We start from the raw sequence: 14623 nt of genomic DNA on the forward strand, positions 1-14623 counted from the left end.
CCAACAGATGATCAACGGAACGTCCGTCCCCGAGGACACCACCGACCTGGCGGTCTTCCAGGGCACCTCCCCGTACGAGGACTACGTGCACGCCTCGGTGCTCGGCTCGCTGCAACAGCCGTTCACCGACGCACCCGACGAGATGAGCTTCCTGATCAGCACCCAGGTGATGGAGCTCTGGTTCGCCCTGATCATCCACGAGTGGCGGGCCGCCTGCGACGCGTTCGCCCAGGAGGACCTGACCGCGGCGCTGGACGCGCTGGAGCGCAGCCGCCGGGCGCACCTGGCGCTGAACGCCGGCTGGACGCCGCTGGCAGCGCTCACCCCGGTGCGGTTCAACGGCTTCCGGGCGGCCTTCGGCAAGGCCTCGGGCGCCCAGTCCGCCCGGTACCGGATGATGGAGTTCCTGCTCGGCGAGAAGTCCGCCGGCATCCTGGAGGGCCACCGGGGCGACCCGGTGGAGTACACCGAGCTGAGCGAGCTGCTGCACGCCCCCTCGCTCTGGGACGAGGTACTGCACTTCCTGCACCGCCGGGGCCACCGGATGCCGGCCGAGGTGCTGCAGCGCGACCTGCGCCGGCCCTACCAGTCGGACCCGGGCGTGGTCGCGGCATGGCGGCGGATCTACGCCGGGCCGCAGCACGACCCGCTGCTGCGACTGGGCGAACTGCTCACCGACATCGCCGAGTTGGTGCAGCGCTGGCGGTTCGACCACCTGCTCGTGGTGCGCCGCGCGATGGGCGCCAAGCAGGGCAGCGCCGGCACCTCCGGGCTGGACTGGCTGGAGCGGCGGGCCCGGCGGCAGCTCTTCCCCGAGCTCTGGGCGGTGCGCAGCGATGTCTAGGGTGATCTCGGAGTTCGCCGCCGAGGAGGAGCGCCGGGTGCTCGCGCTGCGCCCGGTGCTCGCCCCGGTGCACGGGCGCTACGGCGACCACCCGCACCAGGTGTACGACCAGTGGCCGGCCGCGGGCGGCGACCCCGCGGCGCCGCTGGTGATCCTGCTGCACGGCGGCTACTGGCGCTACGACCGGATGCACCTGACCCCGTTCGCCGCCTACCTGGCGCAGCAGGGGCTGACCACCGTGCTGCCGGGCTTCCGCCGCTCGGGCGGTGCGGGCGGCTACCCGGAGACCTTCGACGACATCGCACGCCTGCTGGACACCATCCCGGCCGGGCGCCCGTACCTGCTGGCCGGGCACTGCTCGGGCGGGCACCTGGCGCTCTGGGCCGGGGCCCGGGGCCTGCTGCCGACCGATTCCCCGTGGTACGGCACCGCGTTGCCGAGCGCGATCCTGGCGCTGGCCCCGCTCACCGACCTCGACGCCACCATCCGGGAGCGGCTCAGCGACGACGCGGCGCTGCAACTGCTCGGCGGCCCCGACGCGGTGGCCGAGCGGCTGCCGCTGGTGGACCCGGTCAGCCTGCTGCGCGGCCCCGGCAGCACGGGCGTCCGCACGGTGCTGCTGCACGGCGAGGTGGACGAGGAGGTGCCGCTGGCCCAGTTCGCCGACTACGCGGCCGTGCACCGGGACCTGGAGGTGGTGGTACTGCCGGGGACCGGTCACTACACCCTGATCGAGCCCGGCGCCCCGGCCGCGCGGGCGGTCGCCGACCGGCTGCACGCGCTGGCCGCGGAGGTCGCGGGGCGGGCGGTGGGTGGGTTGGCGGTGGGCGGGCCGGCGGTGGGCGGGCAGCCGGTCGGCGGGCGGAGTGGGGGAGGCGGATGAGCCTGGACACCGAACTCGCCGCGCGGGCCGCCGCGTTGGACGCCGCCGACGACCTGGCCCAGCTGCGCGAGCGCTTCCTGCTCCCGCCGGACGTGGTCTACCTGGACGGCAACTCGCTCGGCGCGCTGCCGGCCGCCGTGCCGCCGGTGCTGGCCGAGGTGCTGCACCGCCAGTGGGGCACCGACCTGATCCGCTCCTGGAACGAGCACGCCTGGTGGCAGGCCCCGCTGCGGGTCGGCGACGCGGTCGGCCGGCTGATCGGCGCGGCCCCGGGCCAGGTGGTGGTCGGGGACTCGACCAGTGTGCAGCTGTTCAACGCGCTGAGCGCGGCGGTCCGGCTGCGCCCCGGCCGGCCGCTGCTGGTCGTCGACCGGGACCACTTCCCCACCGACCGCTACCTGGCCGCCTCGGTCGCCCGGCTGCACGCGCTGGAACTGCGAGCACTGCCGGCCGCGGAGCTGGCGGCGGAGCTCGCCGCACAGGGCGAGCGGGTCGCCGCGGTGCTCGCCGCGCCGGTCGACTACCGCACCGGCCGACTGACCGACCCGGCGGCGCTGACCGCCGCCGCGCACCGGGCGGGCGCGCTGGTGGTCTGGGACCTGTGCCACGCCGCCGGCGCGCTGCCCGTCGACCTGGACGCACTCGGCGCCGACCTGGCGGTGGGCTGCGGGTACAAGTTCCTCTGCGGCGGCCCCGGCGCGCCGGCCTTCCTCTACGTGGCCCACCGCCACCAGGCCGGCTTCGACCACCCGCTGACCGGCTGGAACGGCCACGCCGACCCGTTCGAGCCGACGGCGGAGTACCACCCGGCCCAGGGCATCGCCCGGGCCCGGATCGGCACCCCTCCGATGCTCTCACTGCTGGCGCTGGAGGCCGCGCTGACCGTCTTCGACGGCGTCGACCTGACCCGACTGCGGGCCAAGAGCCTCTCGCTGACCGGCTTCCTGCTCGACTGCGCGGACGTCCTGCTGGCCGCCCACGGGTTCACCACCGTGACCCCGCGCGAGCCGGAGCGTCGCGGCAGCCAGGTCGCGCTGCGCCACCCGGAGGCCTACGCCCTGGTCCAGGCACTGACCGCCCGCGGAGTGATCGGCGACATGCGCGCGCCCGACCTGCTGCGGTTCGGCGTGAACGCGCTGCACGTCTCGCACGCGGAGGTGCTGCGCGCGATGACCACGCTGCGCGAGATCGTCTGCGCCGGCGCCCACCGGCCCTACCTCACCGGGCAGCGGAGCGTGGTGACTTGAGGGGCTCCCCCGCCCGGGTGGGGGTGGGTGTTCGGAGGATGGGGGCAGGGCGCGGAGGCGGGCGGGGCGTGCGGTTGGGACGCCTCCTGGCCGAAGGCCCCCGCACACCCAACGGAAGCCGACCGACCCGCCCTACCCGACCCGCCAGAGGGCGTACCCGAAGACCGCCGTCTCCCAGCCCCACAGCAGCGAGAGGGCCACGTGACAGACCGTGCGGAAGGCGTCGCCGCGCCACAGCTTCGGGGAGAACACCGCGAACTCGAAGAGCCAGCGCAGGCCCCAGAGGAGGGTCTCTCCAGCAAGCAGGGCGGTGCCGAGGCGGGTGCCGGCCAGCAGGTCGGGTGCCAGCAGGAGCGGCAGCAGACCGAACAGCACGCAGAGCAGCCCGATGAAGAAGAGGTGCACGTAGGAGACCTGACGGGTCAACAGGCTGGTGCCGGCCAGGTCACCCGGCCAGTCCACGAACCGCGGCAGCACCGCGTGGAACAGCCCCATCCCGACCAGGGCCGCACCGGCCAGCCGCAACTGGACGGGCAGGGTGAGGAGTTCGGCCAGGTGCAGCCCGGTCATCCGGCGACGCTCCGGAAGGCGAAGGCGGTGACCAGGCCGGCGATCCGGCGTTCGGCCGCCGGGTGCAGGCCGGCCGCGGCAGCGTGGCCCAGCCAGCTGGTGCGCGGGAGGAAGTGCCAGGCGCCGGGGCCGTAGACGGCGGTGTTGGCGGCGTCCCGCAGGTGCTCGACCAGCACCAGGGTGCCGCCCGGGCGCAGCACGCGGGCGATCTCGGTGAAGAGCGCGGTGCGGTCGGCGGGCCGGCGCAGTTCGTGGGCGGCGAAGACGGCGAACACAGTGTCCAGCGAGCCGGTCGCGGCGGGCAGCGCGCCGGGGCGGGCCGGGATGCCGCCGGGCGCCGGCGGGACCCGGCGGCGGGCGCGGCGGATCGAGCCCTCGGTGGTCAGCGCGGGGTCGTAGAGGTCGGCGATCCGCTGCGGGACGTCCGGGTGGCGGGCCGCGATCGGGCGGCTGGCCTCGTCGAGCCCGGTGGCGACCACCAGGTGGTCGCCGGGGCCGTCCGGCAGCAGTGCGGGCAGCCAGGTGTAGTCGTGCAGGTCGGAACGGTCGTAGACCAGCCAGGTGGCGAGCGTGCTGGTGGCGAGGTGGGCCGCGGCACCGGCGGCACCGGCCCGGCCGAGGCCGCGGGCAGCACCGGTGCAACGACGGCCCACCGCCCACCCGGTGCCGACCGCGAGCAGGCCGGCGGCGTACAGCGGCCAGTTGTAGCGGATCACCTCGCGCACACCCGACGGCCGAGGTGGCGACACGGGCGACGCCGACGACGCGACGGGTGGCGGCACGGCCGGCCGCGCGGTCACCGGCTCGCCCCCTCGATGCTGCGGCGGCTGCCGGCCTGCCAGCCGTAGGCGAGGTCGGCGACGTGGAAGGCGTTGGCGAGCACCGGCCGGCTGCCGGCGAACGGGCCGTGGTCGAAGAAGGTCAGCCGGCGGACGTCGACGGCCACCGGCAGCGGCTCCCACCGGGCGCGGACGGCCTTGACCACGATCATCGAGTGCGTCTGCGGCTCGTACTCGAAGGTGTAGGGCAGCGGACCGGCGAACCGGCGCGCCGCCCGGGCGTCGGCGAACGGGCTGCCGGCCGGCAGCACTGCCGGCGCACTGCCGAGGTCGGCCCGACCGTGCAGGTCGGCCCGACCGTCGCCGCTCAGCACCTTGAACTCCAGCTGCTCGCCCAGCACCCGGGTGCCGATCCGGGCGTGGTGGTAGTCGTAGCGGGTGAAGAGGTTGCCGCCGACGGCCATCAGTCGGCTGTCGGTGTCGGAGCGCAGGATCCGCAGGCCCCGCATGGTCCGCCCGCCCGGGGTCGGGAAGCGGGTGAAGATCCGGTAGCCGGTGAGCACGAAGTCCCGGCCGAGGCGGGCCGGCAGGCCGGCCGGGCGCAGTGCCCGGGCGCCGACCACGGCGACCGCCACGAAGCCGTGCTCGGTGCCGCCGGGGTCGGTGTAGGTGTCCAGGCGCAGCCCGGGCGGCACCAGCGGGGCGAGCAGGTCGGGTGGCAGGGCGTAGGTGAGGACCAGGGAGTGCGAGAAGTGGGTGCGGATCGGAAGCGGGTGGCGTTGCAGCAGATGACGCATGATCAACCTCGGTGAACAAGCGGGTGGTTCGGCGGTCAGAGCCGGACCACGGTGACGACGCCCCAGAGCAGCGAGCGGTCCGCCGCGGCGGCGCCGGGCCCGGCCGGCCCCGGCTCGCGGATGCTGCGCAGCACGGCGACCCCGCCGGGGCGGACGGCGTGCCGGACCGCGGACCGCAGCCGGTGGGCGAAGGCCGGGCCGGGGCCGTCCAGGATGTTGGACAGGGTGACGGCGTGGTAGCTGCCGGCCGGCGACCGCTCCAGGTGCTCGACCGCGTCCCCGGCCAGCAGCCGCACCGGGGCGACGCTCGACAGCAGTGCCGCACGCGACCCCGGCGCTGTGCTCGACAGCGGTGCCGCGCCCGGCAGTTCGCGGCCCAGCAGCAGGCGCCAGGCCCAGGGGTTGGCGGCGTTGGGGTGGCGGGCGAAGCCGCGTGCCAGCCGTTCGCGCAGCACCGCGTCGAAGCGGGCGGGCAGCACGCCGCGGAAGGCGGGACGCAGCGCGGCCAGCGTGCCGGCCGGGCGGAGCGTGCCGCCGAGCAGCAGCCGCAGGCCGGTGCCGTCGAGGTGGCGGTGCCAGTGGTGGGCCTGGGCGGCGGGGTCGTCCAGGCGCAGGAACCGCTCCAGGGCGGCCGGCCGCCAGGCGGGCAGGGCGGTGGCGGCAGCGGTCCGGCCGGCGGCGAGCAGCCGTTCCGCCGAGCCGGTGACCGGGGGTGCCGCCGAGGTCAGTCGGCGGCGGGCGTAGGCGAGTTGGGCGGGGTTGAGGTCGATCGCGGTGACCTGGTAGCCGGCGTTCGCCAGGGCGGCGGCGGTGTCCCCGGCGGAGGCGATGCAGAGCACCCGGGCGCCGGGCGGCGGGAAGGCGGCGAGTTCGACCGCGGGGTCCTCGTACATCCGACCGAAGAGCACCCGGGGGCGCCGGGGCTGCAGGCGCAGCAGGCGGGCGTCGACCCAAGGGGTCCGGGTGTCGGCCCAGGGAGTCCGGGCGACGGAGTCATCGGCCCGTGGCGTCCGGGCCGCCCGGATCGGCGGCATCACGCGGCGCGCGGGGTCGGGCGGGCGCCACGGTGGTGGCGGTGCGCGGCGGCGACGGTCCAGATCAGGGCCAGGAAGGCGAGGTCCTGGACCACCAGCCGGCCCGGCTCGGGAATCTGCGCGGCCCCGAAGAGCAGCCCGCCGGCGTTGAAGCCCACCACCAGCAGGGTCTGCACCAGCGCCGCGGTCCGCGCCTGCCAGCCGCTCAGTGCCCAGGCGCCGATGGCGAGTTCGGCCAGCCCGAGGGCGATCAGCAACGGCGTGACGGCGCCGGCCGGGAGCCCCGGCAGGCCGGCCACGATGGCCCGCTGGTCGGCGCGGCCGGGGAAGATCTTGCACCAGAGGCCTTCGTAGCCCCACATCAGGGCGACCGCCACGGCGGCCAGCCGGGCCTGTCGGGGAGTCAGCACAGCGCACGGTCCCTTCTGCCGCCACCCGGGCACACCGCGCCGGGGCGCGGGGCGCACCGGGGCAGGGCAGGGCACGGCAAAGCCGGTCCGAGCCCCCGGGGTGGCCGGGGGCTCCTACTCGGGACCATCATGGCGCACGACTTTGAACATGTTCAACTCTGTGGGCGAGCTCCGCCCACGGTCGGTCAGAACGCTTGGGCGGCCCAGTCGGTGACAGTGCGGCCGCCGGTGCCGGCACGGCCGCGACTCACGGCGCGGCCGCCGGTGCTCAGCCCAGCGCCTTCCCGCGCCAGTAGCCGAACTGCCCGAGCGGGTCGCCGTCCAGCGACCAGGGCCAGGCGGTGACCGTGTCGCCGATCAGCCGGAAGGTGTCGGCGCCCTCGCGCACCCGGCCGGCCTGGACCAGGGCGAAGGCGAGCAGGTTGAGGTCGGCCAGCGCGGTGGCGTGCTGCAGGCGGCCGGGGCGGGGCCAGTCGGCCAGCACGGTGTCCAGGGCGGTGGTGCCGCGGTTGTTGGTCCAGAGGTTGCGGATCAGCAGTGCTTCCACGCCGCCCTTGGCGGTGGTGCGGGCGTGCTCCTCCACCAGCGAGGTCAGCTCCACGCCCGCGGCCGGGGCGGTCACCGGCACCGCGGCCCGGACCGCGTGCACGAACTCCGACTGGCCGCTGCGCGAGCCGCACTCCTCCGGCGAGAGGTAGCGCAGCATCTGCAGGTGCGCCTCGCGGTGCCAGGGGTCGCGCGCGGTCACCTCGTGCCAGACCGGGAAGACCTCGCGGGTGTCGGCGCGCGCCAGGCGCAGGATCGCGAGCAGCACCACCCAGGGCGTGGGGTCCTCGGGCAGCGCGTCCGCGGCCCGGTAGCAGCTGTCCGCGGCGGCCTGGATGTCCGCCATCCTGCCGTCGTGCCGGCCGCGGACCAGCTCGACCCAGGCCTCGAAGACCAGCGCGTCGCCGCTGCGCGGGCGGCGCATCCGCCAGGAGCGGGCCAGCCCGGAGCGTGCGGCGGCGTCGGCGAGCACGCCGAACCGGTGGGCCCGGCGGTCCCAGTCCGTCCCGGCCTCCTGGAGCAGCCGGTCGACCTGGTCGACCTGGATCTCGTCCTGACCTGGGAGTCCCGGGGAATTCAGCTGTCGCCGCACGCGACCGAGTTTGACGTCGTCGAGTTCCGGCAGCAGGCGGGGACCGGAAGGACGAAGTCTTCGAAGGATCGACACGCGCCGCAGCCTAGGGGTCGGGCCCGAATTCCGGACAGGGTCGGACCGGCCCCGGAAGGGAATTGTTATTTCCCACCGGGTCCGGTGACGTTACGGTCTCGTACCGCGACCGGAAACCGGGGAAAAGCGGGCGATCCTGGGCGGTGGCTGGGAAGTCCTCAGCCCAGCGACTCCCCCGAGGCCACCACCACGCCGTACAGGTCGGCAATGGTGGCCAGCGCGCCGTGGTGCAGCAGCTCGGCGCTCAGCTCGCCCGCACCCGCGCCCGCACCGACCCCCGCCCCCGCCGGCGCCGGCGCCGGCGCGGGCAGCGCCCGGGTGGCGCAGGCGTCGGCGACCACGGTGACCCGGTTGCCGCGCAGGAACGCACCGGCCGCGGTGAAGGCCACGCACATGTGCGTCATGAAGCCGGCGACGACGACGTCCCGGTGCCCGGCGGCGTCGACGTGCGCGCCCAGGTCGGTGTCGCGGAACGCGTCCGGGACCTGCTTGACCACCACGGGCTCGCCGTCCACGGGTGCCACGCTCGGGTGGATCCGCCCGATCTCCGCCCGGATGTCGTACGGGGTGCCCGGACCGCCGTCGTTGACCACGTGGATCACCTTCGCCCCCACCGCCCGTGCCCGGGCCAGCAGCGCGGCCGCGGAATCGAGCGCCGCCCGCCAGCCGGCCAGCTCCATCACACCGCCGACATAGGTGTTCTGGTAGTCGACGAGAATCAGCGTCGAATCGGCGAGCACGGCCGGGGTCCCGTCAAATCCGTTGAGTTCGCGCAGGGTTGTCGTCGCCATTGCAGTACCGCCTCGGGTCGGGGTGGGAATTGTGCGGACCCACCCCCGGCGGGCCCGCACCGAAAAACTACGGGCGGCCGGCCGATGTCGGCAATGTCGTCTAACCTGCAGATCCGGACATCGGGTCCGTCGACCGAGCGGAGGCCGCGTGAGCACCGACGAACGAGCTGCCGAACGACCCGTCGAGGGACCGGTCGAGCGACCTGTCGAGCGACCTGTCGAGCGACTCGTGGTCATCATCCTGTTCGAGGGCGTCGACCTGCTCGACGTCACCGGTCCCCCGGAGGTCTTCTCGCTGGTGCAGCGCGAGAGCGACCAGCCGACCGGCTACCGGGTCCGGCTCGCCGCCGAGACCCTGGCCCCGGTCACCACCTCCGCCGGCGTCCGGCTGCTGCCCGACCTGACCTTCGCGCAGGCCGCCGCGCAGCGCATCGACACCCTGCTGGTGCCGGGCTCGGTCGAGGTCGACAGCCGGCGCCGGATCCACCCCCGCACCGACCCCGCCGTGGTCGAGCAGGTGCGGACGCTGGCCGGCCGGTCCCGCCGGGTCGCCTCCGTCTGCGTCGGCGCGCACCTGCTCGCCGCCGCCGGCCTGCTCGACGGCAAGCGCGCCACCACGCACTGGTCGACCGCGCCGCAACTGGCCGCCGACCACCCGGCGGTCCGGGTCGACCCCGAGCCGATCTTCATCCGCGAGGGCGAGGTCTGGACCGGCGCGGGCATCAGCGCCTGCCTCGATCTGTCGCTGGCCCTGGTCGCCGACGACTTCGGCGAGGCCCTCGCGCTGCGCGTCGCCCGGCAGCTGGTGATGTACCTCAAGCGCCCCGGCGGCCAGAGCCAGTTCAGTGTCCCGCTGGAACCCGTCTCCACCACCCGCCGGGTCGAGGAGCTGCGGCAGCACGTCACCGCCAACCTCGCCCGGCCGCTCAGCGTCGCCGACCTCGCCGCAGTCGCCCACGTCAGCGAGCGCCAGCTCACCAGGATCTTCAAGGCCGAACTCGGCACCACCCCGTCCGGTTACGTCGAGTCGGCCCGGGTCGAACGGGCCCGCCAGTTGCTCGAAGCCGGGGACGACACCCTCGAACGCATCGCCACCGGCTGCGGCTTCGGCACCGTCGACACCCTGGTCCGGGCCTTCCGCCGGCAGCTGGACAGCACGCCCACGGAGTACCGGCGCCGCTTCCGGCTCGAGCGTGGTCCGGTTGTCGGAGGCGGCCGCTAAGGTTTGCGCACTGATCAACCGGAGGGGGCCGCCGTGCCGCGCAGGAAGCTTGTCGGGGACGAGTCGGCCGAGACGTGGCAGGCCCCGGACGAGGAGACCTTCGTCCTGCCCGCCGCCTGGCACGACCTGGTCCAGCCACGGCGGGGCGGGCTGGTGGGCGTTGTGCCACCGGCCGACCCGGCGGCGGTCGACCGGGCCGAGGAGTGGCTCGCCCGGGACCGGAAGGTGGTCGAGGCGCTCCTCACCGATCCGCAGGCCGACCCGGAGCTGGTCCGCCTGGCGCGCGCCAACCTGGCCGGCACGGCGGATCCGCTCGGCGCCGCCGTGCTGGCGGCCCTGGCGCCACCGTACGTGGGGCACAGCCTCTGGAGCGAGTCGCCGTTCGTCGATGCCTGGGTGGTGCGGCACGGCTTGGCCTTCGCCGCCCGGGCGGTGGTCGAGCTGTGCGGGATCGACGCCGGGCGCTTCGGGCCCGGGGTCTCCCCCCTGTACCGGCCACTGCGGCTCTGCACCCCGCTGGGGTCCTCGCAGCCGCACCTCACGGCGCAGGCGACGGACCGGGTGCGGGCGCTGCTGGCTGCCGCGGACGAGGAGGCGTACCGGCAGGCCGTCGCCGCGCTGGCGGAGTACCGCACCACACCCCACCTCCGGGTCGTCACCGCCTACCTGGCGCCGGGCACCCCGGGCTGGGCCGAGGGCTGCCTGCTCGACCAACCCGGCCTCGGCGCCCACGACCACTACACGCTGCGGCCCCTGCTGCTGCGCGCGCTGGACGACCCGGCGCAGGTGAGCCGGGTCGCTCCGAGCCAGTACCGTCCCTACTGGTCGATGGACCTGATCGCCACCCTCACCGAGTCCCTCGGGGCGGGCTGCGTCCCTCTGGTCGCCGAGGCGGTCGCGGGGTCGGTCGCCGCGCGCGACTCCGACCGGGTGCGCATCTTCACCGCGGCGTTGGTGGAGTTCCCGACCGACGACGCCCTTCAGGTGCTGCTCGCCCGGTTGGACGACAAGCGCGTCCGGCCCGCCGTCCAGGACGCGATGGAGCGCTACCCGGTGCGAGCCACCCGGCTGCTCGCCGCGGCCGCGCTCCGGGGCGGCAAGATCGCGCCCACCGCCAGGCGGCTGCTCGCCACCCACCTGACCCGCCACCCGGCCGTGCTGCCCGAGCTACTGCCGCACCTCGACCAGGCCGCCGCCGACCTGCTGCGCGCCCTCGACCCCGCCCGGCCGCGGGTCGCCGAGGCGCCGCCGGAGGAACTGCCGCCGCTGCTGGTCTCGCCGCCGTGGACCCGCAAGCGCACCGCCCGCAAGCCGCGGGTGCTCACCGGCCTGCGGCCGGACGACGCGGCGCGGGTCCGCTGGGAGGCCGGCGAGCACGGGATCGACGGCGGCCTGCTGCTGGTGCCCGACGCGGTCGGCCCGGTCGGAGCGGCCCGGCAGGCCGCCGAGCAGGCGCTGCGGCTGGTCGCGGCCGACGTGGGCGCGACGGAGTTCCGGGCCGCCGTGGCCGACCGCTACGGCGCCGAGGCCGCGGAGCTCGTCGCCGAGTTGCTGGCCACCGACCCGCTGGAGGCCACCCTGCCCGGCAGGCTGCCCGCCCTGCCCGGCTGGGTGCAGCCCGGCACGCTGCCGCAGCTGCTGCTGAACGGCTCGGGGACGGCGCTGCCGGAGGCTGCCGTGCGGCACGTGCTGACCATGCTCGCGATCTCCAAGCCCGGCGCGCCCTACCCCGGGCTCGCCGTCGTCCGGGAGGCCTGCCGGGACGAGGCGCTGGCGGAGTTCGCCTGGGAGCTGTTCCAGGAGTGGCGACTGGCCGACCTGCCCGCCAAGGAGAGCTGGATCCTGCACGCCTTGGGCTTCCTCGGGAACGACGAGACGGTGCGCCGGCTCACCCCGATCGTGCGCGACTGGCCCGGCGAGGGCGCGCACCGCCGGGCGGTGGAGGGGCTGGACGTGCTGGCCGGGATCGGCACCGACGTCGCGCTGCTGCACCTCAACAGCCTGGCGCAGCGGGTGAAGTTCAAGGCGCTCAAGGAACGGGCGCAGGAGAAGATCACCGAGATCGCGGACGGCCTGGGCCTGAGCGGTGAGCAGTTGGCCGACCGGCTGGTCCCGGACCTGGGCCTGGACGCGGCCGGCACCACGGTGATCGACTACGGCCCGCGCCGGTTCACCGTGGGCTTCGACGAGCAGCTGCGACCCTTCGTGCTGGACGGCGACGGCAAGCGGCGCAAGGACCTGCCGGCCCCCGGGGCGCGGGACGACCAGGAGCTCGCGCCGGCCGAACGCAAGCGGTTCGCCGGGCTGAAGAAAGACGTCCGCACCATCGCCACCGACCAGATCCGCCGACTGGAGGCCGCGATGGTGGCCCAACGGTCATGGACAGCGGGTGAGTTCCGCGAGCTGTTCGTCCGGCACCCGCTGCTCGGCCACCTGGTGCGCCGCCTGGTCTGGGTCGCCGAGGGCACCGAGGACGCGACGGCCTTCCGAGTCGCCGAGGACCGCACCTTCGCCGACCTCCACGACGACGCCTTCACCCTCCCCGACGGCGCCACCGTCCGCCTCGCCCACCCCCTACTGCTGGGCGAGACCCTGCCCGCCTGGTCGGAGCTCGTCGCCGACTACCAGATCCTCCAGCCCTTCCCCCAACTCGGCCGCCCGGTCCACCGACTGACCCCCGAGGAGGCCACCGACCACCGCCTGCGCCGCTTCGAGGAGCACGTCGTCCCGGTGGGCCGACTGCTCGCCCTGACCAAGCGCGGCTGGGAACGCGGAGCCCCGCAGGACGCCGGCATCGAGCGCTGGTTCTCCAAGCCGCTCGGCGACGGGGTACACCTGGTCATCGCGCTCGAGGACGGCCTCTGGGTCGGCAACCTCGACGAGTCCGCCCACCAGCTGTTCCGGACCGTCTGGCTCGACCGGTCACCGGGCGACTACCGGCCCGCCGCGGCCGACCGCTACCCGCTGCGCTTCGGCGACCTGGACCCGGTCACCGCCTCCGAACTGCTCGCCGACCTGGCGGAGGCCACGGCCGAGGAACCGTAGCCGCGGGCGTTCGGCGCCAGCCGGGCGGCACTCCCCGGTTCAGCGCTGGCCGGGCACGGCCGTGGCCCCGCGCCGGCCGAGGATCTCCGGGTCCTCGGCCAGCTCCGCCAGCAGCGCGTCCAGCTTCGCCCGGTCGACCGAGGGCATCACGAACACGTGCACGTAGGAGCGGCGGCTGGCCTCCTCGCCCGGGACCATCAGCACGTCCTGGGAGGAGAGCGACCACTTCGCCACCAGCTCGGGGCTCGGCTTGCGGAACCGCACGGTGACCGCGCCCGGGGTGCGGGCCGGCCAGAGTTCGACGCCCAGCTCCGCCTCCATGGCCAGCAGGCGCCGCTCCAGGTAGTCGGCCAGCTCCTGGGCACCGCGGATCCGGTCCACCTGGTCCTGGTAGGAGTTCCGGGACAGGTGGTCCCAGATGACCAGCGGGGAGAAGCCGTTGCGGGAGCCGGCGAAGGTGGTGTCCGGCGCGCCCGTGTAGTCCGGCTGGGACGGCGGCGAGATCTGGTACTTGACCTTCGTCATGTAGATGCCGCACGGCCAGGGCGCGCCGGCCCACTTGTGGCCGCTCATCGCGATCGAGGAGACCAGGTCCAGCTCGCCGTGCTCGCGGGTGGGCAGCGTGAGGCCGAAGTCGTACTCCGGCAGCGCCACCTCGGGGGTCCAGCCGTAGGCCGGGTCCTGGGCGGCCAGCCGCATGAACGGCGCGTAGCCGGCGCCGAGGGCGCCGTCCACGTGGATCCAGAAGCCGCGGCGCAGGTCGACCAGCGGCTCGCCGGTGGCCGGGTCGGTGCCGTAGACCACCTCGCGCTGGATCAGGCCGTGCTCCTCGAAGATCGGCAGCAGTCGTTCGCAGACCGCCCGGACGTCGTCGTGGGCGCCCTTGAAGGTGCTGCCGAGGTTGAGGTTGACGAAGACCGGGTGACCGTGCGCGGCGAAGAACTCGACCAGCACCGCGAGCGCGTCGACGTCTATCGCGCCCGTCCCGTCCCAGGACAGGCCCGAGGGGCCGGGGCTGGAGGGCACCTCGGTGGGCCACTCGCGGCGCCCGGTGACCGGGTCGAGCAGCGGGCACTCGTCCGGGTACAGCTCCTGGCCGACGGCGTGGAAGGTCTCCACGCCCAGCACCCGGACCGCCTTGGCGAAGGAGTAGTGGGTGTCCTCGGAGTAGAAGGCCACCGGGCGGTGCGCGTTCGGGTTGCTCCGGTCGGGCCGGGCCTTGACGTAGCGCAGCGCGTCGAACGGGGCCGTCGGCGGCTGGATCAGCGCCTTGCCGCTCAGGTAGTCCCGGGCGTTCCAGAGCGCGTACATGTTGCCCTCGGTCGAGCCCATGGAGAGCATGTAGCCCCAGTACGACTCCGGGTCGGCCGGGTCGTGCGGACCCTTGGCGCGCCACAGCTTCGCGTAGTAGTCGAGCACCGCGCACTCGATGACCTTGGTGTTGGGCTTGTAGCCGCCGCTCTGGAACGGGTCGCCGAGGTTGTTGATGTTGTTCGGCATGAACCGGGCCAGGTCCAGCGCGGTGCCCTGCATGTCCTGGGTGGCCTGGTAGCCGACCAGGTGCCGGCGCTTGCGGGTCAGGTACTCGTCGACCGTGTCCAGGGCGCGCAGCCGCTCGGCGTCGTCCAGCCCGGCGGTGGGGAGCTCGAACTCGCGGCCGTCCAGCTCGGGCCCGGGGTCCACGGCGGGCGCGGAGTCCACGGCGGGCGCGGCGGCGAAGGTGGCGGTCGGGCTCATGGACACGGACTCCGGGGTCGCTGGGCGGCCGGCCCGCGCGGCGCGCGGCAC

Annotated in this window: 13 protein-coding genes; 5 read left to right on the plus strand and 8 right to left on the minus strand. The window is 74.9% G+C overall.

Annotated elements, in window-relative coordinates:
• Positions 1 to 7: 7 nt before the first annotated feature.
• Genes ACQRUO_RS09170 through kynU form a run of 3 tightly spaced genes read left to right on the plus strand, consistent with a single transcriptional unit; the run spans position 8 to position 2974 of the window.
• Positions 8 to 844, plus strand: coding sequence for a tryptophan 2,3-dioxygenase (locus ACQRUO_RS09170; RefSeq protein WP_428315257.1), 837 nt, complete (start codon positions 8 to 10; stop codon positions 842 to 844).
• Positions 837 to 1727, plus strand: coding sequence for an alpha/beta hydrolase family protein (locus ACQRUO_RS09175; RefSeq protein WP_428315258.1), 891 nt, complete (start codon positions 837 to 839; stop codon positions 1725 to 1727). The genes ACQRUO_RS09170 and ACQRUO_RS09175 overlap by 8 nt, the downstream gene beginning before the upstream one ends.
• Entirely contained in the window at positions 1724 to 2974 is a 1251-nt protein-coding gene (gene kynU, locus ACQRUO_RS09180; protein WP_428315259.1) for a kynureninase, read from the plus strand. Before ACQRUO_RS09175 ends, kynU begins: the two co-directional genes overlap by 4 nt.
• 132 nt (positions 2975 to 3106) lie before the next feature.
• Here the strand turns inward: kynU and ACQRUO_RS09185 are convergent, their stop codons facing one another.
• From ACQRUO_RS09185 to ACQRUO_RS09215, 7 genes are all read right to left on the minus strand, one after another.
• On the minus strand, positions 3107 to 3544 hold the full coding sequence (locus tag ACQRUO_RS09185) for a hypothetical protein (protein ID WP_428315260.1): 438 nt from the start codon (positions 3542 to 3544) through the stop codon (positions 3107 to 3109).
• The gene (locus tag ACQRUO_RS09190) at positions 3541 to 4269 is read right to left on the minus strand and encodes a class I SAM-dependent methyltransferase (RefSeq protein WP_428315261.1); all 729 of its coding nucleotides are present in this window, start codon (positions 4267 to 4269) and stop codon (positions 3541 to 3543) included. The genes ACQRUO_RS09185 and ACQRUO_RS09190 overlap by 4 nt, the downstream gene beginning before the upstream one ends.
• A gap of 71 nt (positions 4270 to 4340) precedes the next feature.
• Positions 4341 to 5120 (minus strand): DUF2071 domain-containing protein, encoded by a 780-nt coding sequence (locus ACQRUO_RS09195; RefSeq protein ID WP_428315262.1) that lies wholly within the window; start codon positions 5118 to 5120, stop codon positions 4341 to 4343.
• Between the two features lie 35 nt (positions 5121 to 5155).
• A complete protein-coding gene (locus ACQRUO_RS09200; RefSeq protein ID WP_428315263.1) occupies positions 5156 to 6013 on the minus strand; it encodes a DUF3419 family protein in 858 nt (285 codons plus the stop codon).
• Between the two features lie 140 nt (positions 6014 to 6153).
• Entirely contained in the window at positions 6154 to 6564 is a 411-nt protein-coding gene (locus tag ACQRUO_RS09205; RefSeq protein ID WP_428315264.1) for a DoxX-like family protein, read from the minus strand.
• A gap of 268 nt (positions 6565 to 6832) precedes the next feature.
• Positions 6833 to 7702: a hypothetical protein gene (locus tag ACQRUO_RS09210; RefSeq protein ID WP_428315265.1), complete on the minus strand. Its 870-nt coding sequence runs from the start codon at positions 7700 to 7702 to the stop codon at positions 6833 to 6835.
• Between the two features lie 233 nt (positions 7703 to 7935).
• The gene (locus ACQRUO_RS09215; RefSeq protein ID WP_428315266.1) at positions 7936 to 8568 is read right to left on the minus strand and encodes an isochorismatase family protein; all 633 of its coding nucleotides are present in this window, start codon (positions 8566 to 8568) and stop codon (positions 7936 to 7938) included.
• Positions 8569 to 8797: 229 nt separating this feature from the next.
• Here ACQRUO_RS09215 and ACQRUO_RS09220 point away from each other — a divergent pair, with 229 nt between their 5' ends.
• Positions 8798 to 9790 carry a GlxA family transcriptional regulator gene (locus tag ACQRUO_RS09220; RefSeq protein ID WP_428315297.1) on the plus strand — a complete coding sequence of 331 codons (993 nt, stop codon included), beginning with the start codon at positions 8798 to 8800 and terminating at the stop codon, positions 9788 to 9790.
• Between the two features lie 33 nt (positions 9791 to 9823).
• Positions 9824 to 12835 (plus strand): DUF4132 domain-containing protein, encoded by a 3012-nt coding sequence (locus ACQRUO_RS09225; RefSeq protein ID WP_428315267.1) that lies wholly within the window; start codon positions 9824 to 9826, stop codon positions 12833 to 12835.
• A 39-nt stretch (positions 12836 to 12874) separates the two neighbouring features.
• Here ACQRUO_RS09225 and ACQRUO_RS09230 read toward each other — a convergent pair whose 3' ends face one another.
• Positions 12875 to 14572, minus strand: a complete 1698-nt coding sequence (locus ACQRUO_RS09230) for a pyridoxal-dependent decarboxylase (RefSeq protein ID WP_428315268.1) — start codon at positions 14570 to 14572, stop codon at positions 12875 to 12877.
• Positions 14573 to 14623 lie beyond the last annotated feature (51 nt).

It is taken from the genome of Kitasatospora sp. LaBMicrA B282 (assembly GCF_050325825.1).
Classification (GTDB): Bacteria; Actinomycetota; Actinomycetes; order Streptomycetales; family Streptomycetaceae; genus Kitasatospora.